The sequence below is a fragment of the Streptomyces nojiriensis genome (assembly GCF_017639205.1).
In the GTDB taxonomy this organism is placed as follows: domain Bacteria; phylum Actinomycetota; class Actinomycetes; order Streptomycetales; family Streptomycetaceae; genus Streptomyces; species Streptomyces nojiriensis.
This window is the reverse complement of record NZ_CP071139.1, coordinates 8004137-8024066: the sequence shown is the minus strand read 5'-3', so window position 1 is coordinate 8024066 and position 19930 is coordinate 8004137. Positions and strand designations below refer to the sequence as shown.

Genomic DNA, 19930 nt, shown 5'->3' with positions numbered 1-19930 from the left:
CGTACCAGCCGTTGGGGCCCTGCCCCCATCCTATCTTGAACTGATCAGTTCAAGATGCAGTAGGCTCAGAACATGACCGCCGACGCCATGGCCCCGAACCGCTCCTGCGACCCGAACCCGGTCCCCGGGTTGCCGCTGTACGACCTTGCGGGTTTCACCCACCGCTGGGTCGACGCGGAAGGAATCCGACTTCATGCCGTCGAAGGCGGCCGGCCGGCCGGTCCCACCGTCGTCCTGCTCGCCGGATTCCCGCAGACCTGGTGGGCTTGGCGAAAGGTGATGCCAGGTCTTGCCGAGCGATTCCACGTGCTCGCGATCGACCTGCCGGGGCAGGGCCACTCCGACCGCCCTCAAGGGGGCTACGACACGCACACCGTCGCTTCGCGCGTCCAGGCCGCGCTGACCGCGCTCGACGTGCCGAAGTACTGGCTCGTCGCCCACGACATCGGGGCCTGGGTCGCCTTCTCGCTGGCCCTGAAGTACGAAGAGCGCCTGCACGGTGTCGCTCTGCTCGACGCCGGCATTCCCGGAATCACCCTCCCGGACTCCATCCCAACGGACCCCGACCGGGCCTGGAAGACCTGGCACTTCGCCTTCCACTTGGTGCCCGAACTGCCCGAGACTCTGCTCACCGGCCGCGAGCGTGACTACGTCGGCTGGTTCTTGAAGGTCAAAGCCCTGTCCCCGAACACCTTCGACGGCGCCGAGATCGACCACTACGCCGCCTCCATCGCGGCCGAGGGAGGGCTTTCAGCGTCTCTCGCCTACTACCGCGACGCCGCGGAATCAGCGCGCAGGAATCATGACGCTCTCGAACGAGGGCGCTTGACCGTCCCGGTCCTGGGAATCTCCAGCTCCCATGGCTCGATCCCCGACATGGCCGCCTCCGTCAGTCCGTGGGCCAAGAACGCGACCGGCGTCGTCATCCCACAAGCCGGACACTTCATTCCCGACGAGCAGCCCGACGCAACTGTGGACGCCTTGACCGCGTTCATCGATCACGAGCGTGGTCGGTCGGAGATCAGGCCTTGCTCAGCGGAGTCGAGTTGAACGTCTCGCGGTACGCACGGGGCGGTACTCCGACATGGGCTTTGAACAGGGTCCGGAAGTTCGCCGACGTACCCAGGCCGCAGCGCCGTGCGACCGCTTCCACCGTCAGGTCGCTCGATTCCAGGAGTTCCCGAGCGCGGCCGAGCCTCGCGTCGAGCAGCCAACGCATGGGCGGTCGGCCCGTGTCGGCGTGAAAGCGGCGAATGAGGGTACGCCGCGACATCCCGGCCTGGCGCGCCAGCTGGTCGACGGTGAGCGGCTGGTGCAGGTTGCGTAGCGCCCACTCGTACACCGGCGCCGGCCCGTCGGCGGGGTCGGGGTGCACGGGCAGGTCCGTGAACTGGGCCTGACCGCCCGTGCGGTGCGGAGCGGCGACCAGCAGACGTGCTCGCTGGTTCGCCAGTCGGGTGCCGTGATCGCGGCGGATGAGGTGCAGGCACAGGTCGAGGCCGGCGGTGACGCCGCCGGAGGTCAGCACGTGGCCCTCGTCGATGTACAGAGCCTCCGACCGCACTGTCACCTGTGGGTACTGCTTCGCCAGTGTTGCCGCGTACTGCCAGTGTGTGGTGGCCCGTCGGCCGTCGAGCAGGCCGGCGGCGGCAAGGGCGAACGCGCCCAGGCAGATGGACACCATGCGGCTGCCCCGAGCCGCCGCTTCCGCGAGCGCGGCGCTGACTGCGGCGGAGGGCGCCTCGGGCTCCATGTACCCCGGGACTATCACGGTGTCCGCCGTGGCCAGGGCGTCCAGTCCATTGGCGACCGACAGCGCGGGGCCGCCGTGCATCGCGACGAGCCCGGGCTGTTCCGCGCACACCGTCAGCGCGTAGGGCCCGTCCGGCCAGCTCCCGAAGACTTGCAACGGGATCCCGATGTCGAGTGCGAGGACGTTCTCCAGAGCCACCACGATCACGCGGTGCTGTCTGCCGGACATCTCATCTCCCATGCCGATGGCACGATCCTATCGCTGTGTGGCATGCATGCCAATGACTCCCTCGCCCGGATCACGCCTACGGTCGCGTCATGACGGACAAAGACGTCGCCTGCCGCCGGCCTTCCGCCGGCTGGCCGGACGACGCGGTCAACTTCAACCGGACCGAGGAGCTCATCGAGGAGGTCCAGGAAGCACCCTGGACCCGCACGGTGTGATCCGGCGCCACCACCCGGCGTAGGCCACGCCCGTCACGCCGGCACCGTCGACGCGCGAGCCGTCGATCGACGTGCCGAACAAGGGGCCCGCGCGGATCTTCCGAACCGCCACCCGGCTGCGGCACGCACGCACCACGCCGCTTCACGTCGCCCATTCCGAACGAAAGAGCCGCACCATGACCACTGATGCTCCCCTGCCCGTCTTCGAGCAGCTCCGCCTCCCCGACACAGACCTCACCCGGGACGCCTACACCTATGTGGCCAGGGCCACGCCGGACTTCGTCCTCCATCACAGCGTGCGCAGCTACGTCTTCGCCCGGGCCCACGCCCAGAACCAGGGCTTGAACGCCAGTACCGACTTCGACGACGAACTGCTGTTCCTCAGCTGTGTCCTGCACGACATCGGAGTGAGCCAGGAGGGCAACGGCGACCAGCGTTTCGAAGTCGACGGCGCCGACACGGCGGCAGCCTTCCTCCGCGAACGCGGCGTCGAGGAACGGCGCATCGCCATCGCCTGGGACGCCATCGCCCTGCACACCTCGGACGGCATCGCCGGGCGGAAGGGTACGGAGGTGGCACTGGCACAGGCCGGGATCGGCACCGACATCCTCGGCGTCCGGCGCGAGGACCTTCCGACCGGCCTCGCCGACGAGGTCCACGCCCTGCTTCCCCGCATGGACCTGGCCTACGCGCTCAGCGACGCGATCGTCACCCAGGCCCTGGCCAAGCCCCACAAGGCGTCCCCTCTGACCTTCCCGGGTGCCCTGCTCCGCCACCATCTGCCCCATGGCGCCCATCCCGACTGGTACGACCTGCTCGCCGCGGCAGGCTGGGGCGACAGGCCCGTCGGCGCCGCGGCCCGGCGCCGTGCGGAGACGCCCGAGCAGGTGGGGTCCCTGTTCATGGAGTACCTGGAGGCGGGTGACATCGAGGGCCTCGTGTCGCTGTACGAGCCGAACGCCCACTTCGTGCCCACCCGTGGAACCCACCTGGTGGGCACCGCGCCCATCCGGAAGGGCCTGCAACAGCTGATCGACACGGGCGCCCGCCTCAAGCTCGAACTCCGCGACATCCGACGGGTGGACGACATCGCCCTGGTGTCGAACACCGCCACCCTCACCGGCGTCGGCCCCGAGCCGGTCGTCTCCACGACCACGGAGATCCTCCGACGCCAGCCGGACGGCGGCTGGGCGCATGTGGTGGACGACCCCTTCTTCGGCTAGAGCACGGCTGTCGGATCGCCTGGTCAATTGGTCCTGGCCTTCCTGGCCTTCCTGACCTTTCCGACGTGCGGGCGCGCCGGCTTGCCGACCGAGCCCCCCTGCGCGACTCGTCCATGTGCAGGGCTCCCCCGATGGACCGGTCGCGCCGGGCCCGCCCCCAGAGCACGCCCGGCATGAACTCAATGAACGAAAGGATGACGTGAGCGCCCGCGGCGGGGCATGGTCGGGGGGCAAGCGTTCGCCGATGCCGGAATCACTCCATCGCTGCCCGGATTCGGGCAGGGCATTGGCGCGGAATTCGGGGACGTGACCGCACTGGTTCAATTCCCGTCCGCGCTCGGCACAAGATTTCGTGGAATTTTAATAGGACACCCGCTCATCCTGCATGCCGACCCGGGCGTGAATAAGGTAATGACCCGGCCGGCCAAGCGGCCGGCCGGGTGAATTCACGCATGCGAGCGCGGCGGCTACTGCGTCAGGCCCCAGCGGACCGGGGCGATCTGCTTGGACATGATGGTGATCAGCTCGTACGCGGCGTGGGACGCGGCGGTCGAGGTGATTCCCGCGTGGTCGTACGCCGGCGCGACCTCCACAATGTCGGCGGAGACCAGGTGGCATTCCGACAGGCCGCGCAGGATTTCCAGCAGCTCGCGGGAGGTCATGCCGCCGGCCTCGGGCGTGCCGGTGCCCGGCGCGTGCGCCGGGTCCAGGACGTCGATGTCGATGGAGATGTACAGGGGCCGGTCGCCGACCCGCTCGCGCAGCTGCTGGGCGATCTCGTCCACCCCGCGCCGCATCACGTCCGCCGAGGTGACGATGCCGAAGCCGAGCTTGGCGTCGTCGTCGAGGTCCTGCTTGCCGTAGATCGGGCCGCGCGTTCCGACGTGGCAGAGGGCCGAGGTGTCGACGACGCCCTCCTGCACGGCCCGGCGGAACGGCATGCCGTGGGTGTACTGCTGGCCGAAGTAGTCGTCCCAGGTGTCCAGGTGCGCGTCGAAGTGCAGGACCGCCACCGGGCCGTGCTTCTTGGCCACGGAGCGCAGCAGCGGCAGCGCGACGGTGTGGTCGCCGCCCAGCGTCATGAGCCGGGCACCGCCCGAGAGCAGCTCGTCGGCGGCGGCCTCGATCGTCTCCACCGCCTCGCCCGCGTTGAACGGGTTGGCGCTGATGTCACCGGCGTCCGCGACCTGGCTGAAGTGGTACGGGTAGACGTCCTGCGCCGGGTTGTAGGGGCGCAGGGTGCGCGAGGCCTCACGAATGGCGTTGCCGCCGAAGCGCGCTCCGGGGCGGTACGTGACGCCGCCGTCGTACGGGATCCCGACCACGGCGATGTCCGCCTTCTCCACCTGGTCCAGGCGGGGGACGCGCCCGAACGTGGCCTGACCGGCGAAGTGGAGCGTCCGGTCGGTCTCGGTCGGCGGCAGCGGCGGAGTCACTCCGTTGGGCTGGGCGGTCATGGTGCGATCAGTGCCTTTCCAGGGTGCTGCGGGGTCACATCGGGGGGTTGCCGTGCTTGCGCTGCGGCAGATCGGCGTGCTTGTTGCGGAGCATCGCGAGGGCGCTGATCAGAGTGGAGCGGGTCTCGGCGGGGTCGATGACGTCGTCGACCAGGCCGCGCTCGGCCGCGTAGTACGGGTGCATCAGCTCGGCCTTGTACTCCTTGACCATGCGCGCGCGCATCGCCTCGGGGTCCTCGGCGTCCGCGATCTGCTTGCGGAAGATGACGTTGGCCGCACCCTCCGCGCCCATCACCGCGATCTCGTTGGTCGGCCAGGCATAGGTCAGGTCGGCACCGATGGACTGCGAGTCCATGACGATGTACGCGCCGCCGTAGGCCTTGCGCAGGATCAGGCTGATCCGCGGCACCGTGGCGTTGCAGTACGCGTACAGCAGCTTCGCGCCGTGGCGGATGATCCCGCCGTGCTCCTGGTCCACGCCCGGCAGGAAGCCGGGGACGTCCAGGAGCGTGATGATCGGGATGTTGAACGCGTCGCACAACTGGACGAAGCGCGCGGCCTTCTCCGAGGCGTGGATGTCCAGGACACCGGCCAGATGCCCGGGCTGGTTGGCGACGATGCCCACGACCTGCCCGTCCAGGCGCGCCAGCGCGCAGATGATGTTGCGGGCCCACCGCTCGTGGATCTCCAGGACGTCGCCTTCGTCGACGAGCTCCTCGATGACCTTGAGCATGTCGTACGGGCGGTTGCCGTCCGCGGGGACCAGGTCCAGCAGGACCTCGCTGCGGCGGTCCGCCGGATCGGAGCTGCCGTGGACGGGCGGGTTCTCGCGGTTGTTGGAGGGCAGCATCGAGATGAGGTACCGGACCTCGGAGATGCAGGTCTCCTCGTCGTCGTACGCGAAGTGCGCGACGCCGGAGGTCTCGGCGTGCACGTCGGCGCCGCCGAGGCCGTTCTGGGTGATCTCCTCGCCGGTCACCGCGCGGACCACGTCCGGGCCGGTGATGAACATCTGCGAGGTCTCCCGGACCATGAACACGAAGTCCGTGAGGGCCGGGGAGTACGCGGCGCCACCGGCGCAGGGGCCCAGCATGACCGAGATCTGCGGGATGACGCCCGAGGCCTTGGTGTTGCGCTGGAAGATGCCGCCGTAGCCGGCCAGCGCCGAGACGCCCTCCTGGATACGGGCGCCGGCGCCGTCGTTCAGGGAGACCAGCGGGGCACCGGCCGCGATGGCCATGTCCATGATCTTGTGGATCTTCGTGGCGTGAGCCTCGCCCAGGGCGCCGCCGAAGATGCGGAAGTCGTGCGCGTAGACGAAGACCGTCCGGCCCTCGACCGTGCCCCACCCCGTGATCACACCATCGGTGTACGGCTTCTTCGCCTCCAGGCCGAAACCCGACGCCCGGTGCCGGCGCAGCTGCTCGACCTCCCGGAAGGACTCCTCGTCCAGCAGGAGCGCGATCCGCTCCCGGGCCGTCAGCTTGCCCTTGGCGTGCTGCGCCTCGGTCGCCCGGTCACTGGGGCCACGCCGCGCCAGCTCGCGCAACTCGCGCAACTCGGCCACTTTCCCGGTGAGGTTCGTCGTCATGTGCCCTCTCGACCCCGGCCCCGCGGATGCGGGCGTCATCGGTTCACGCGGACCTCCAAAGGGCCGCTCCCCCGCCATTAAACGAGCGGCCGACGCGGCTTCTCCACCGCCTCCGACCCCTAATCTCCGCGTGACCACCCCTAGAGCGGAAACAGTCGAATCCAGACGTATTTGAGGTTTCCTTGAGGTTTCCGATCGTGACGAAACGGAGGGTGGCGGATTTAGTTGAACCGGCTGCGCATCGGTTCCGTGTGTCACGGGAAAGGAGCGCAGGCAGCCGACCGGGCCAAAGTTGGTACAGTTCAATCAACCCGCCGAACGGGAAGTACCGGCCTGCCGTTTGACCAACGGTGAGCGCTGAATTCCAGGCGCTCCTCGGGCACCGTCTTCCTGTACGTGCGGTAACTCGAAGTGAATAGCCATGTCATGCCATGAGACCGACATGCGACGTTTCTTATCTCTCTCGGGGAGGCTTCCACAGCCATGTTGGTGGAGCGGGATGAACAGATCGCCAAGCTGACCTCCTGGGTGACCGGCGCCGCCCGGTCCCACGGAACCGGACACGGAGCCACGTACGGAACCACACTCGCCGGCACTCCCGGCGACCTCAGCGCGCCCGGCCGGACCGCCGTGATCAGCGGCCCGGTCGCCTCGGGTAAGACGGCTCTGCTGCACCGCGTGCTGGAGCGGACGGCCGACTCGGGCGTCCGGCTCCTCAGCGCCGTGACCTCCGCCGCCGAACAGGACATCCCCTTCGGCGTGGTGGAGGAACTGCTGCGCGACACCGCGGACGCCTCGGGCCCCCTCCCGCTCCACGGGCCGGCCGGCACCGAGGACCTCGTCCCCACCCAGACCCTCATGGCGTTCCACGCCCGGCTCGCCGGCCTCGCGGCGCGCGGGCCCGTCCTGATCGCGATCGACGACGTCCAGTACGCCGATCCGCAGTCCCTGCACTGCCTGTTGTACGCCCTGGGCCGCGCGCGCACCGCGGGGGCGGGCCTCTCGCTGATGGTCACCCGGGGCCCTGACGCGGGCGCGACCCCGCCGCGCGTCCTGGAGGAACTGTTCCGTCGGATCGAGGGGCCGCGCCTGCGGCTGCGCCCGCTCAGCGTCCGGGGGGTCGAGGCCCTGCTGGCCCACCGGGCCGCGGAGATGGACCGTTCGGCCGCCCACGCGAACGCGCCCGCGCTCACCGCCCGGCTGGCCGCCGCCCTGCACGCGGCCACCGGAGGCAACCCGCTGCTCGTGCGCGGCCTCCTGGACGACCACGACCCCCGGCGGCGGGGCGTGGAAGCGGACGACAGACCGTTCCAGCCGGGCGACCGGTTCGTGCGCGACGCGCTGATCTGCATCCACCGGACGGGCGCCGACGGCCTGCGGGTCGCACAGGGCATCGCACTGCTCGGCGGCTCCGGCCGGCTGCCGTTGCTGGCCCGGCTGGTGGAGGCCGAGGAGCGGACGGTGGAGGAGGTGGTGGCCGCTCTCGGAGACGCGGGCATCCTCCAGGGCTCGCGCTTCTGGCACGGCGCGGTACGGACGGCGGTCCTGGAGAGCCTGGACGACGAGGACGTGGCCCGGCTGCGCCGGCGCGCCGCTCGGCTGCTGTACGGGGCCGGGGCGGCGCCGATGGCCGTCGCCGCGCACCTGCTGGGCCTCGGGTCGGGCGTTCCCGACGAGGAGTGGGTGCCGGGGGTGCTGAGCGACGCCGCGCACACGGCGCTGGCCTCGCAGCGCGTCGGGTTCGCGGTGCGCTGCCTGCGGCTGGCCGAGGAGTGCTCCTCGGACCAGCGGGAGCGGATCCAGCTCCGGTCGAGCATGGCCAAGTTCATATGGCGGGTCAACCCCTCCGCCTGGGCGCGCGAACTGCGGCCGCTCAACGCGGCGTTGCACGAGGGTTCGCTCCCGGTCACGGAATCCCTGCGGCTGGTCGGCGACTTGCTGTGGAACGGCTGGATCGACGACGCGGCAACGGCGATCCAGCACGCCCTGGAGGGCTGGCCCGGGAACCCCGATCCCGCGATGACCGCCGAGCTTCGCAGCGTACGGCTGGTGCTGGCCTCCACGTACCCCAAGCTGCTGGACCGGCTGGACGGCGCGCTGGGCCCGGCGTGGGACGGCGCGCTCGCCCCGGCCTGGGACGGGGCGGCGCATCCCGCGGGCGCCGCCGAGGACGGCATCCTGGCCGCGATGGTGGCGTTGCACGGCATCCTGAGCGCGGGCACCGGCGGCCCGGCGGCGCCCGGCGCCCCGGCGGCCCCCGGCGGCACGGCCCCGGGCGTACGGGACCGCGCCGAGGCGGACGAGCGGCTCACCGAGAACGCCGAGCGGATCCTGTCCGGGAGCCGCCTCACGGAGGAGACGCACGTCACCGTGCGGGCGTGCCTGCTGGCCCTGCTGTACGCGGAGCGGCTGGGCGCGGCGACCCTGTGGACGGACCGGCTGCTGGAGGAGGCCGCCGAGCGCGGGGCGCCCGGGTGGACCGCGGTCATGCAGGCGATGCGCGCGCACATGGCGCTGCGCCGCGGCGAGCCGGCACAGGCGCGCCGGCTGGCGGAGGAGGCCCTGGAGCAACTCCCGCCGCACGGCTGGGGCGTGGGCATCGGCATGCCGCTGTCCGCGCTCATCGAGGCGCGGACCGCGATGGGCGACCACGAGGCGGCGGCGGCGCTGGTGGACCACCCGGTGCCCGAGCAGATGCTGCTGACCCGCTACGGCCTGCACTTTGTCTACGCGCGTGGTAGACACCAGCTCGCCACCGGACGGCACCACGCGGCGCTCACGGACTTCATGACCTGCGGGCGGCTGATGCGCGAGTGGAACATGGACCGGGCGGGCCTGGCGCCCTGGCGGGTCGGGGTCGCGGAGGCCTCGCTGGCCCTCGGCAACCGCGACCAGGCGGAGCGGTTCGCGAGGGAGCAGCTCGCCGAGGACCCCGGACCGCGGGTGCGGGGCCTGGCCCTGCGCGTCCTGGCGGGTGCCCGGCCGCTGCCGGAACGGCCCGCCCTGCTGGACCGGGCCGTGGCCCTGCTCCAGGAGGAGGGTGACTCGTTCGAGCTGGCCCGGGCGCTGACCGACCTCGGAACCGCCCACGAGCGGCTCGGTGACACGGCGCAGGGCAAGACCTACGCCCGGCGGGCGGGGCGGATCGCCGAAGCGGGCGGGGCCCGGGACCTGTCCCAGCTCCAGGCCGAGCAGCCCTCGCAGAGCGCGCCGCCGTGGCTCGCGGCCGCTCCGGCGCCGGGCCCCGTGCGGGCGCAGCCGGCCGCGGCGTCCATCCTGACGGACGCCGAGCGCCGGGTGGCGGCGCTCGCCGCGCACGGGTACACGAACCGGGAGATCGGCGCCAAGCTGTTCATCACGGTCAGCACCGTGGAGCAGCATCTGACGCGGGTTTACAGGAAGATCAATATCACTCGTCGTCAAGACCTCCCGGTCAGTTGGGACATCGATGTCGCGCATACTGCCTGATCCCGCCGCCCAGCCCGCGCCCGGCACCGCCGGAGCCGCGCCCGCCGCCGCCGCGGCCGGTCCCCGGTTGCTCGCGGTGAGCGATCTGCACATCGGGATGGCCGACAACCGGCCCATCACCGAATCCCTCAAGCCCACCCACCCGGATGACTGGCTGCTCGTCGCCGGCGACGTCGGCGAGCTGACCGAGGACATCGAGTGGGCGCTGCGCCTGCTGGCCGGGCGCTTCGCCAAGGTGGTGTGGGCTCCGGGCAACCACGAGCTGTGGACCCCGCGCGAGGACGCGGTCCAGGCCCGCGGCGAGGAGCGCTACCGGCACCTGGTGGAGCTGTGCCGCGGGCTGGGCGTGGTGACGCCCGAGGACCCGTGGCCGGTGTGGCGGGGACCCGGCGGCCCGGTCGCCGTCGCCCCGCTGTTCCTGCTGTACGACTACACGTTCCGGGTGGCGGGCACCACGACCAAGGAGGAGTCGCTGGCCCGGGCGCACGAGGCCGGCGTCGTCTGCACGGACGAGTACCTCCTGCACCCCGACCCGCACCCGAGCCGGGACGCCTGGTGCCGGGCCCGGGTCGAGCTCACCCTGCGCCGGCTGGAGGCGCACGACCCGGCGGTGCCGCTGGTCCTGGTCAACCACTTCCCGCTGGTCCGCCAGCCCACCGACGTGCTGTGGCACCCGGAGTTCGCCCAGTGGTGCGGCACCGTGCTCACCGCCGACTGGCACCGCAGGTTCCGTACGGCCGCCGTGGTCTACGGCCACCTGCACATCCCCCGGACCACCTGGTACGACGGGGTGCGGTTCGAGGAGGTGTCGATCGGCTACCCGCGCGAGTGGCGCAAGCGAGGCCACCCCAAGGGCCTGCTGCGGCAGATCCTGCCCTACACCGAGGAAGAGCCCCGCACGTGATAGAGACCCTGCTGCCCGAAGAGGTGCGCGCGGGCGAGGCCTTCGGGGCGGACGGCTCTGCGGTGCTCCACCCCGAGGAGGCCGTTCTGGTCGCCGCGGCGACGGAGGAGCGGCGCGAGGAGTTCACCACCGTACGCGGCTGCGCCCGCCGCGCGCTGGCGGCGCTCGGGCTGCCGCCGACGCCCGTCCTGCCGGGGAAGCGCAACGTGCCGCAGTGGCCCGCGGGCGTGGTGGGCAGCATGACCCACTGCGCCGGCTACCGGGCCGCTGTCCTCGCCCGGGACACCGATCTGGTGGCGGTCGGCATCGACGCCGAGCCCGACCTGCCGCTGCCCCGGGGAGTCCTGGAGTCGATCGCCCTCCCCCAGGAGCTCGTCTGGGCCCGCACCCCGGTGACCGGTGCGGCCCGGCTGTGCCGGGACCGGCTGCTGTTCAGCGCCAAGGAGGCCGTGTACAAGACCTGGTACCCCCTGGTGGGCACCGAGCTGGACTTCGACGACGCGGCCCTGTCCTTCCGTACGGACGAGCACCTCCCGGCCGGGGGTCCGCGGCGCGGCACGTTCCGGGCCCGCGTCCTGCGTCCGGGGACCGCTCCCGACGGGCGGCCGGTGACGGAGTTCACCGGCCGCTGGCTCGCGGAACGCGGCCTGGTCGTCACCGCGATCGCGGTACCCGCCCGCCGGGCCGCGTAGGGCGGGGGGGCGGGGTGGGTCACCCGGGTCGGTAGGGGTTGTCCGGTTCCGGCGCCGCTGCGTAGCGTGCGAGGACCGGACCGACTGTGCACGGCGTACCAGGGCGCGTGGCTCTCCCCGCCCTCCGGGCCCGCTGCGTCGCCGCGTCGCCGGCCGCGCCCGGCTCGTCTCCGGTTCCCCTGGAAGCGATGTCGAACCGGCCCGAGAGGTACTCCAGATGACATCAGCAAGCCCGGCCCCGACCACCATGCTCGTGCCGGACTTCCCCTTCTCCTACGACGGCTGGCTGCGCCACCCGGCGGGCCTGGGCTCCCTGCCGCCCGGGCGCGCCGGCACGCCCGTGGCCGTGGTGGGCGGCGGGATGGCCGGACTGACCGCCGCCCACGAGCTGATGCGGCTGGGCCTGCGCCCGGTCGTATACGAGGCGGACCAGCTGGGCGGCCGGATGCGCTCGGTGCCGTTCCCGGGCCAGCCCGGCTGTGTGGCGGAGATGGGCGCGATGCGCTTCCCGGTGTCGGCCCGCGCGCTGTTCCACTACATCGACCTGCTGGGGCTGCGTACCGCCCCCTTCCCCAACCCGCTGGCGGAGCACACCCCGAGCACCGTCATCGACCTGGGCGGCGTACGCCACACCGCCCGCGCCGCGGACCAGCTGCCCGACGTCTACCAGGAGGTGGCCGCGGCCTGGGAGAAGGCGCTCCAGGAGCGGGCGGAGCTGTCCACGATGCGCGACGCCGTCCGGCGGCGTGACGTGGAGACGCTCAAGCACGTCTGGAACCGGCTGGTCCGGGAGTTCGACGACCAGTCCTTCTACGGGTTCCTCGCCACCAGTGCGGCGTTCCGGTCCTTCCGGCACCGGGAGATCTTCGGGCAGGTGGGTTTCGGCACCGGCGGCTGGGACACCGATTTCCCCAACTCGCTGCTGGAGATCCTGCGCGTCGTCTACACGGAGGCCGACGACCACCAGGTGGCCATCCTCGGCGGCTCCCAGCAGGTGCCGCGCGGCCTGTGGGAACACCGGCCGGGGGACTGCGCGCACTGGCCGGCGGGTACCTCGCTGGCCTCCCTGCACGGCGGGGCCGCCCGGCCCGGGGTCCGCTCCGTGCGGCGCGACGGGGCGGAGTTCACCGTCACCGACGCCGACGGGCGGCGGGACCGGTTCGCCGCCGTGGTCTACACGCCGCACGTGTGGACGCTGCTGAACCGCGTGGAGACCGATCCGGAGCTGCTGAGCGCGCCGCTGTGGACGGCGGTGGAGCGGACCCACTACATGGGCTCGTCCAAGCTGTTCGTGCTGACGGACCGACCCTTCTGGCGTGACGTCGATCCGGACACCGGGCTGCCGGTGATGAGCATGACGCTCACCGACCGGATGCCGCGCGGCGTCTACCTGTTCGACGACGGCCCGGACCGCCCGGGCGTGATGTGCCTGTCGTACACGTGGAACGACGACTCCCTGAAGATGGCGACGCTCAGCGCGCAGGAGCGGCTGGACGTCCTGCTGGGGAAGCTCGCGGACATCTATCCGGGGCTGGACATCCGCTCGCACGTGATCGGTGAGCCGCTGACCATCACCTGGGAGACCGAGCCGCACTTCATGGGCGCGTTCAAGTCGAACCTGCCGGGCCAGTACCGCTACCAGCGCAGGCTGTTCACGCAGTTCATGCAGCGCGGGCAGCCGCAGGCGCAGCGGGGCTTCTTCCTGTGCGGCGACGACGTGTCGTGGACCGCCGGTTTCGCGGAGGGCGCCGTCACGACGGCCCTGAACGCGGTGTGGGGCGTACTGGACCACCTGGGCGGGGCGACCCACCCGGACAATCCCGGCCCCGGTGACCTCTTCGAGGAGCTGGCGCCGGTCGAACTGCCCTACGACGACTGACGGTCACGACCGTCACGGCGCGCATGACGCGCATGACGCGCGAAGGCGCCCCCGCCGCAGGGCGGGGGCGCCTTCACCGTGCCGTCGGGACGGCCGGTCAGGCCTGGTCGGCGGCGAGCGCCGTCAGCGCCTTCTTGTCGGGCTTGCCGTTGCGGTTGAGCGGGAACTGCTCCAGCACCACGACCTTGTTGGGCTGTTCGAAGGCGGGCAGCAGGGCGCACAGCCGCTCCCGCCAGTGGGCGGAGTCCCGCATCTCCTCGTCCTCGACGAAGAAGACCAGCTGCGAGCCGCGCAGTTCGTCGGGCAGGGGCACGATCCGGGTGGGGCAGCCCTGGGCGGCCACCTTCCGCTCGATGAGCTCGGGGTAGAGCGTGTAGCCCATGCGGTGCACGGCGAACTTCCGACCCAGGACGTGCAGGTTGCCGTCGGCGTCGAGGTGGCCGAGGTCGCCGGTGGCCTGCCAGCCGGTTGCGTGGGCCGGCACGATGGTGCCGTCGTCGGACACCTGCCCTTCGAGGGCGTCGGGGGTGTCGACCTGGATCTCGCCCGTCTCCCCCGCAGGCAGCTCGCGGCCGTCCTCGTCGACGATGCGCAGCCGGATGCCCTCCATGGCGCGGCCGCAGGCGACCGGGTTGTCGAGGGTGGCGAAGGAGACGTTGCCGAGCTCCGTGGAGCCGTAGCTGTCGAGCAGCGGCAGCCCGAACTCGGCCACGTACTGGTCCACCAGCGGCGCGTCCAGGGGAGCGGCGCCGACGCAGAACATGCGGGTGTCGGCGAGGTGGGCGCGCAGCGCGGCCTTGCGGGTGACCAGGCTGAGGATGCTGCGGTAGCTGGACGGGGTCGCGTCGATGACCGTGACCCCGGCGTCGCGTGCCATGCGCAGGGCGCGGTCGAGACGGCGGTAGGGGGCGATCACCAGGGAGCAGCGGGTGAGCCAGGCGATGAGCACCATCGACAGGCCGTACTGGTGGGCGAACGGCAGCAGCGGCATCAGGACGTCGTCGGCCCGGTGCCCGACCTGGTCGGCGTTGCGCTGGAGGTTGCGCAGGAACGAGCCACCGGACTTCACCACGCCCTTGGGGGATCCGGTGGAGCCGGAGGTCCACATGATGAGGCCGTCGGGAAGCTCGCCCCAGACGTCGAAGGACAGGGCCGCGGCGGTGGGCTCGTGGTCCGCGACGGCGACCATGAGCTCGTAGAGGTGGATGGGGTCGGCGTCGGGGTAGATGGGGGTCTCGTCGTCGACGAAGGTGACCTTGACGCCGGTGCGCAGGGCGATCCGGCGGGTCTCCTCCGCGTGTTCCTGCTGGTCGACGAGGACGATCGAGGCGCCGACGTGCATGAGCGCGTACAGGACGCACACGTAGCTGGCCGAGTTGCCGGCCTTGAGCATGACCCGGTCGCCGAGGCCGACGCCGCGTTCGCGGATCGCCTCGGCCACCCGGAGGGCGTCCTGTTCGAACTGGTCGACGGGCCGTACCGAGTCGGCTGAAAATATCTTCGCGGTCATCGGTCGCACAATGTCCTTCCTCTGGGCCGTGACACGGCCGGGCGGCGTGCGGTGCGCCGGGCCGGCGGTGGTTCGGGGCCCGTTCAGGGGTGGATCGCGGGAATCGCGAGCTTCACAAGGGATGGGGATTGGGCCGGTGCCGCCCCGTTGGATTCGTGCGGTGGGGCCGCCTCGGACACGGGTCTCCACCCCCGCACGCTAGGCAGCGGTCCGGAGGGCGGGTACCCCTGAACGACCCCTGGGGGCCCCTCAGTCGGGGTCCGGTTCACCGAGCGAGATCAGCTGGTCGTGGACGATGTTGACCACCTCCCGGCGGTGCGACTTCAGATACCCCTGGGCGCCGGGGAACACCTCCAGGTCGAAGCTGCCGGACGTGCACCGCCGCCAGCCGCGGACGCCCTCCGGCGCGGCGCGCCGGTCGTGCTGGGCGGTCAGCGCGACGACCCGGCAGCTGAGGGCGGGCGGGCCGAGGCTGCCGCGGTGTCCGGGTGCCGTCCGCCCGGAGACGAACAGGGTCAGCGGGGCGCCGTACGTCTCCCGCTCCAGCCTGCATCCCACCGCGTAGGCCAGTTCGGCGCCCATCCGGTGCCCGAAGAGGGCGAACGGGCGGTCGGTCCAGCCCCGTACCGCCTCGAAGACCTTGTCGGCCAGCAACTCGCATGCCGCCGGATCGAGTTCCTCCTCCGCCGACAGGAAGGGGTACTGCACGATGAGCAGTTCCACGGTGGGCAGCAACAGCTCGGCCATGGCGAGGTAGCAGAGCGGGGAGTTGCGTGAACTCGGGAAGCAGATCATGCGGTAGCTGCTCGGGAGCGCGGGCTGCCGGATCTGGATCAGGCCGACCTCGTCGGGGGTGGTCTCCCCGGCGGGGGGCCGGCCGTACGCATGGGTCATGCTCCCTGGAACTCCGCCTCGGGTGGCGCCTCTGACTCGCGGGTCGGGCGCGCGGCCGGCTCCTCCTGAGTGGAGGGCCTTCATGAACGGAACTGCGCCTCGTCGTGGCCGTCGGCGGTGCCGGAGACGACCTCCAGGCCCTGGCCGGCCAGCCACCGCAGGACGTCGGTGATCTCCAGCTCGCCGCGGGCGGAGGGCTGGACGGCCTCGACGGCCCGGTGCACGGCGTCCGTGAAGAAGTACACCCCGGCCCGGCCGGGCACGGCCTGGGCCGCCGGGCGGCGGCTGCGGAACTCCTCCAGCTGCTCGCCGATCCCGCCGGGGACCAGGGCGTCGCCCGGGTACGTCACGAAGTCGTCGTCACCGAGCCAGTGCCGCGCGGTGCGCACGGCATGGGCCAGGCCCGGCGGCCGGTGCTGCGGGAGGTAGGTGACGCTCACGCCGAAGCGGGCGCCGTCGCCCACGGCCGCGCGGACCTCGTCGGCGGTGTCACCGAGGACGATGCCGACATCGGTGATGCCCGCGTCGGCGACGCCCTCGATGGCGTGGAAGAGGGCGGGCTTGTCCGCCGAGTGGTGGAACCGCTCGGCGGAAGGGGCGGGCGGGGGGCGCAGCCGGGTGCCGGATCCCCCCGACAGGACGAGTGCTTTCACGGGGTCTCCTCGTGCAAGTGGTGAGGCGGGCGGAGCTGATCCGGCGCAATCACCCGACGATGCTATGAGAATATTCGCCGGGACCGCAATGCGTGATCACCCCTATTCCCCCCTAAGCCTTTCCCGCCTCCCCCTAGACCCGGGGCCGGGTGGACCACGGTGCAGACCGGTGTGTTAGACATGGCGCAAGCACATCATTTCCGCGTCCCATTCGGTCGGCGCCCGACGCGCGGCCGGTCACGCGATATTCCCCGCGCGGACCCGCCGGACTGCCGTTGCCGCGTCCCACTTGATTCGCAGGCATAAATGAAATCTGAAAGACTCGTGGATTCCGCTGTCGTGGTCGATGGACTGGTCAAGAAGTACCGGGACCGTGACCGTCCGGCGGTGGACGGCTTGAGTTTCTCGGTCCGACGGGGTGAGGTGTTCGGCTTCCTGGGGCCCAACGGAGCCGGCAAGACAACAACCATCGGCATCCTCACCACCCGCGTGGCCCCCACCGCGGGGCGCGCCTTCGTACAGGGCGTGGACGTCGTGGCCCACCCCGCGCAGGCCCGCCGGGCCTTCGCCGTCGTCCCTCAGCGCAACAACCTCGACCAGTCGCTCACCCTGCGGCAGAACCTGACCTTCCATGCCGGCTACCACGGCATGGGCCGTACCGAACGCCGCCGGCTCGCCGACGAGTGCCTGGAGTGGGTGGGGCTCGGCGACCGCGGCAAGGACCGCGGCGACCAGCTCTCCGGCGGCCAGGCCCAGCGCGTGATGATCGCGCGGGCCCTGATGCACCGGCCCGACGTCCTCTTCCTGGACGAGCCGGCCACCGGACTCGACCCCCAGGCACGCCTGTTCATCCACGAGCGGGTGGCCGAGCTGAGCGGGCGCGGTGTGACCACCGTGCTCACCACCCACGACATGGACGAGGCCGCCCGGCTCTGCGACCGCGTCGGGATCGTGGACCACGGGCGGCTGCTCGCCCTGGACACGCCGCAGGCGCTCATGCAGAGCCTGAGCGGCACCGCCCTGACCCTCACCGTGCGGCCGGCGGAATCCGGCGCGGTGGAGGTCATCCGCCTGCTGGAGAAGATCGAGGCGGTGACTCGGGTCGAACGGATCGAGCCCGGCCGCCCGGAAGGCCCGGGCGACTCGGGCGACTCCGCGGACGGCACGGCGCCGGACGCCGGGGACCCGGCCGCGGACGCGCCCGTACGGCTGCGCCTCTACAGCGACGCGCCGTCCGGTGCGGTGCTTCCGGCCGCCATCACCACCCTGACGGCGGCGAACTGCGACATCAAGGACATCAAAGTGGGCACCGCGACACTGGAGGACGTCTTCATCGCGCTGACCGGCCGGGAGCTGAGATGAGCACCGCCACCGCACCCGCCATCGCACCCGACCCGGTCGCCGACTTCCCGCAGGAGCTGAAGCCCGCTCCGGCCGGCGTCCGCTCGGTGACCCGTACGTTCTTCTTCATCCTGTGGCGGGACATCTTCGTCACCGGCCGCGAACTGGGCACCTTCCTCGCCCAGATCCTCGTGGAACCGTTCTTCATCCTGTTCGTCTTCGGCAAGGTCCTCGGTGAACTCGGCTTCACCGGCGGCGGCTTCCAGGCGGTCCTGCTGCCCGGCGTGGTGGCGCTCAACGCCTTCCTGGTGAGCCTGCAGAACACGGCACTGCCGCTGATCATCGACTTCTCCTGGAGCAAGGAGATCGAGGACCGGCTGCTGGCCCCGATCCCCACCACCCTGGTGGCGGTCGAGAAGCTGGTCTTCGGCATGCTGCGCGGCATCGTCGCGTCGCTGCTGATGATCCCGATGGGCTTCCTGGTCCTGGACAACGTGTCCTGGCCGATGGACCGGTTCCCGGCCACCCTGGGCGTGCTGCTGATGGGCGCGCTGGCCGGCAGCACGGTGGGCCTGACCATCGGCACCCTGGCCCCGGCGCGGCACATCAGCATCGTCTTCGCGGTGACGCTGACCCCGCTGATGTTCACGGGCTGCACCCAGTTCCCGTGGCACGGGCTGGCGGACATCCGCTGGTTCCAGGTGCTGTGCGCCTTCAACCCGCTGACCTACGTCAGCGAGGGCATCCGCGCCCTGCTGCTGCCGCCCGGCGGTCCCGGCTCGATCCCGCTGTGGGTGGACCTGATGGCGCTCACTGCGGCGATCCTGATCTTCGGCGCGATCGGCATCAAGGGCTTCCACCGCAGGGCCCAGGACTGAACCTGTTCCTCCGCTTCTCCCTCCGGCCTCGTGCCCGGACCGGCGCACCCGCGCCCGGCCGGGTGCGGGGCTTTTTCTCGTCATCGCCACCTCACACACCCTCCACAGCATCTCCACCATCCCGGAAGCAAAGGTATTCACGGACCATGACTCTTTCCGATGCGATTGCCGCGGCTCCTGCGGCAGACTCCTCCGATTCCCGGACCGGGACCGCGATCGTATTCCCCGGTATGGGCCCCGCGTCGTTTGCCGAAGTCGGCAGGTTCCTGATGCTGGACCCGTATGCGCGGGCCCGGCTGGCGGAGGCCGACGAGGCGCTCGGATATTCGGTGTTCGACCGTTTCCGTGACGCCGAGGAAGACTATTCCGTCGATTTCCAGATCGCCTTCCTGGTGAACTCCATCGCGCTGGCGGACCGGGCCGTGGACGCCCTCGGCGTCTCCCCCACCGTCTGCGCGGGGCCGAGCTTCGGCCAGAAGGCGACCGCCGCCTTCACCGGGTCGCTCTCCTTCCCCGACGTCGTGCGGCTGACCGCCGAACTGGCCCGCTGCGAGGAGGAGTACTTCTCCGGGGCGTACGAGGACGTGGTCACCCACTGCTTCGTACGCACCCCGCAGGAGCGCCTGGACGAGATCCTCGCGGAGTTCGACGACCGGGGCGCCTGGTACGACCTCTCCGGCCGCCTCGACGCCGGCTTCCACATGCTCTCCGTACGGGAGAAGGAGCTCGACGCCCTGAACGCCGGCATCAGCGCGGCGGGCGGCTACTCCATGTACTCGATGCGGCCGCCCGTGCACGCGGCGGCCTTCTCGGCGCTGCGGCGCAAGGCGGAGGAGGAGGTCTTCGGCGCGTACGAACTGGCCGACCCCTCCCTTCCGGTGGTCGTCGACCACGACGGCACGGTCGTGCGGGACGCCGCCGGGATGCGCGAGATGATGCTGGACACCTTCGACCGGCCGATCCACTGGCCGGCCATGGTGGAGTCCCTCAAGGGGCTCGGTGTCGGCACGCTGTACATGACCGGCCCCGACAACCTGTTCCACCGGCTGGACGTCACCAAGCAGAACTTCGAGGTCGTCCCGGTGGGCCTGCCGAAGAAGCGGGCCCGCGAACGCGAGCGGGAGCAGGCGCTGGAGCGGTCCCGGGCGGCCCGGGCGACCCGAGCCCGGCGCGCCGCCCCGGGGCCCGTGACCGCCTGAGGAAGCGGACGCGGGCCGGGCCCCACCCCCTGAGGGGGTGGGGCC

The 19930-nt window shown here is 71.4% G+C and carries 16 protein-coding genes; 10 read left to right on the top strand and 6 right to left on the bottom strand.

Annotated elements, in window-relative coordinates; genetic code table 11:
* The first annotated feature begins 72 nt into the window (after positions 1-72).
* On the top strand, positions 73-1050 hold the full coding sequence (locus JYK04_RS36235; RefSeq protein WP_189748259.1) for an alpha/beta fold hydrolase: 978 nt from the start codon (positions 73-75) through the stop codon (positions 1048-1050).
* On the opposite strand, the gene JYK04_RS36230 is transcribed toward JYK04_RS36235, so the two are convergent.
* The gene (locus tag JYK04_RS36230) at positions 1022-1981 is read right to left on the bottom strand and encodes a GlxA family transcriptional regulator (RefSeq protein WP_189748258.1); all 960 of its coding nucleotides are present in this window, start codon (positions 1979-1981) and stop codon (positions 1022-1024) included. The genes JYK04_RS36235 and JYK04_RS36230 overlap by 29 nt on opposite strands.
* Positions 1982-2070: 89 nt before the next feature.
* Here JYK04_RS36230 and JYK04_RS42030 point away from each other — a divergent pair, with 89 nt between their 5' ends.
* Together JYK04_RS42030 and JYK04_RS36225 are read left to right on the top strand one after the other, a co-directional pair.
* Positions 2071-2196: a hypothetical protein gene (locus tag JYK04_RS42030; RefSeq protein WP_268254195.1), complete on the top strand. Its 126-nt coding sequence runs from the start codon at positions 2071-2073 to the stop codon at positions 2194-2196.
* Between the two features lie 176 nt (positions 2197-2372).
* Positions 2373-3419, top strand: coding sequence for a nuclear transport factor 2 family protein (locus tag JYK04_RS36225; RefSeq protein ID WP_189748257.1), 1047 nt, complete (start codon positions 2373-2375; stop codon positions 3417-3419).
* Between the two features lie 467 nt (positions 3420-3886).
* Here the strand turns inward: JYK04_RS36225 and speB are convergent, their stop codons facing one another.
* Positions 3887-4876, bottom strand: a complete 990-nt coding sequence (gene speB / locus JYK04_RS36220; RefSeq protein ID WP_229876955.1) for an agmatinase — start codon at positions 4874-4876, stop codon at positions 3887-3889.
* A gap of 34 nt (positions 4877-4910) precedes the next feature.
* Positions 4911-6467, bottom strand: a complete 1557-nt coding sequence (locus JYK04_RS36215; RefSeq protein WP_202185950.1) for an acyl-CoA carboxylase subunit beta — start codon at positions 6465-6467, stop codon at positions 4911-4913.
* Between the two features lie 489 nt (positions 6468-6956).
* Between JYK04_RS36215 and JYK04_RS36210 the strand changes: the two genes are divergently transcribed.
* The 4 genes from JYK04_RS36210 to JYK04_RS36195 all read left to right on the top strand — a co-directional run bounded on the left by JYK04_RS36210 (position 6957) and on the right by JYK04_RS36195 (position 13410).
* Positions 6957-9935: a helix-turn-helix transcriptional regulator gene (locus JYK04_RS36210; protein WP_208809282.1), complete on the top strand. Its 2979-nt coding sequence runs from the start codon at positions 6957-6959 to the stop codon at positions 9933-9935.
* Entirely contained in the window at positions 9916-10839 is a 924-nt protein-coding gene (locus tag JYK04_RS36205) for a metallophosphoesterase family protein (RefSeq protein WP_189748337.1), read from the top strand. Before JYK04_RS36210 ends, JYK04_RS36205 begins: the two co-directional genes overlap by 20 nt.
* Positions 10836-11531 (top strand): 4'-phosphopantetheinyl transferase family protein, encoded by a 696-nt coding sequence (locus JYK04_RS36200; protein ID WP_189748339.1) that lies wholly within the window; start codon positions 10836-10838, stop codon positions 11529-11531. The genes JYK04_RS36205 and JYK04_RS36200 overlap by 4 nt, the downstream gene beginning before the upstream one ends.
* Positions 11532-11748: 217 nt before the next feature.
* A complete protein-coding gene (locus JYK04_RS36195; RefSeq protein WP_189748341.1) occupies positions 11749-13410 on the top strand; it encodes a flavin monoamine oxidase family protein in 1662 nt (553 codons plus the stop codon).
* 97 nt (positions 13411-13507) lie between these two features.
* On the opposite strand, the gene JYK04_RS36190 is transcribed toward JYK04_RS36195, so the two are convergent.
* The 3 genes from JYK04_RS36190 to JYK04_RS36180 form a co-directional block, all read right to left on the bottom strand.
* Positions 13508-14920 (bottom strand): class I adenylate-forming enzyme family protein, encoded by a 1413-nt coding sequence (locus JYK04_RS36190; protein WP_189748343.1) that lies wholly within the window; start codon positions 14918-14920, stop codon positions 13508-13510.
* 249 nt (positions 14921-15169) lie between these two features.
* Positions 15170-15814, bottom strand: a complete 645-nt coding sequence (locus JYK04_RS36185) for a thioesterase II family protein (protein ID WP_229876963.1) — start codon at positions 15812-15814, stop codon at positions 15170-15172.
* Positions 15815-15894: 80 nt separating this feature from the next.
* Entirely contained in the window at positions 15895-16467 is a 573-nt protein-coding gene (locus tag JYK04_RS36180) for a sugar phosphate nucleotidyltransferase (RefSeq protein ID WP_189748346.1), read from the bottom strand.
* A gap of 339 nt (positions 16468-16806) precedes the next feature.
* Here JYK04_RS36180 and JYK04_RS36175 point away from each other — a divergent pair, with 339 nt between their 5' ends.
* The 3 genes from JYK04_RS36175 to JYK04_RS36165 all read left to right on the top strand — a co-directional run bounded on the left by JYK04_RS36175 (position 16807) and on the right by JYK04_RS36165 (position 19885).
* On the top strand, positions 16807-17829 hold the full coding sequence (locus JYK04_RS36175) for an ABC transporter ATP-binding protein (protein ID WP_229876964.1): 1023 nt from the start codon (positions 16807-16809) through the stop codon (positions 17827-17829).
* Positions 17826-18686, top strand: a complete 861-nt coding sequence (locus JYK04_RS36170; protein ID WP_229876965.1) for an ABC transporter permease — start codon at positions 17826-17828, stop codon at positions 18684-18686. Before JYK04_RS36175 ends, JYK04_RS36170 begins: the two co-directional genes overlap by 4 nt.
* Before the next feature lie 269 nt (positions 18687-18955).
* Positions 18956-19885: an ACP S-malonyltransferase gene (locus JYK04_RS36165; protein WP_308431151.1), complete on the top strand. Its 930-nt coding sequence runs from the start codon at positions 18956-18958 to the stop codon at positions 19883-19885.
* Positions 19886-19930: the final 45 nt, after the last annotated feature.

Excerpts from the sequence above, each read along its gene's own strand:
- JYK04_RS36235 (WP_189748259.1), top strand. The coding sequence starts at position 73 with ATGACCGCCGACGCCATGGCCCCGAACCGCTCCTGCGACCCGAACCCG.
- JYK04_RS36230 (WP_189748258.1), bottom strand. The coding sequence starts at position 1,981 with ATGTCCGGCAGACAGCACCGCGTGATCGTGGTGGCTCTGGAGAACGTC.
- JYK04_RS42030 (WP_268254195.1), top strand. The coding sequence starts at position 2,071 with ATGACGGACAAAGACGTCGCCTGCCGCCGGCCTTCCGCCGGCTGGCCG.
- JYK04_RS36225 (WP_189748257.1), top strand. The coding sequence starts at position 2,373 with ATGACCACTGATGCTCCCCTGCCCGTCTTCGAGCAGCTCCGCCTCCCC.
- speB (WP_229876955.1), bottom strand. The coding sequence starts at position 4,876 with ATGACCGCCCAGCCCAACGGAGTGACTCCGCCGCTGCCGCCGACCGAG.
- JYK04_RS36215 (WP_202185950.1), bottom strand. The coding sequence starts at position 6,467 with ATGACGACGAACCTCACCGGGAAAGTGGCCGAGTTGCGCGAGTTGCGC.
- JYK04_RS36205 (WP_189748337.1), top strand. The coding sequence starts at position 9,916 with ATGTCGCGCATACTGCCTGATCCCGCCGCCCAGCCCGCGCCCGGCACC.
- JYK04_RS36195 (WP_189748341.1), top strand. The coding sequence starts at position 11,749 with ATGACATCAGCAAGCCCGGCCCCGACCACCATGCTCGTGCCGGACTTC.
- JYK04_RS36190 (WP_189748343.1), bottom strand. The coding sequence starts at position 14,920 with ATGACCGCGAAGATATTTTCAGCCGACTCGGTACGGCCCGTCGACCAG.
- JYK04_RS36185 (WP_229876963.1), bottom strand. The coding sequence starts at position 15,814 with ATGACCCATGCGTACGGCCGGCCCCCCGCCGGGGAGACCACCCCCGAC.
- JYK04_RS36170 (WP_229876965.1), top strand. The coding sequence starts at position 17,826 with ATGAGCACCGCCACCGCACCCGCCATCGCACCCGACCCGGTCGCCGAC.
- JYK04_RS36165 (WP_308431151.1), top strand. The coding sequence starts at position 18,956 with ATGCTGGACCCGTATGCGCGGGCCCGGCTGGCGGAGGCCGACGAGGCG.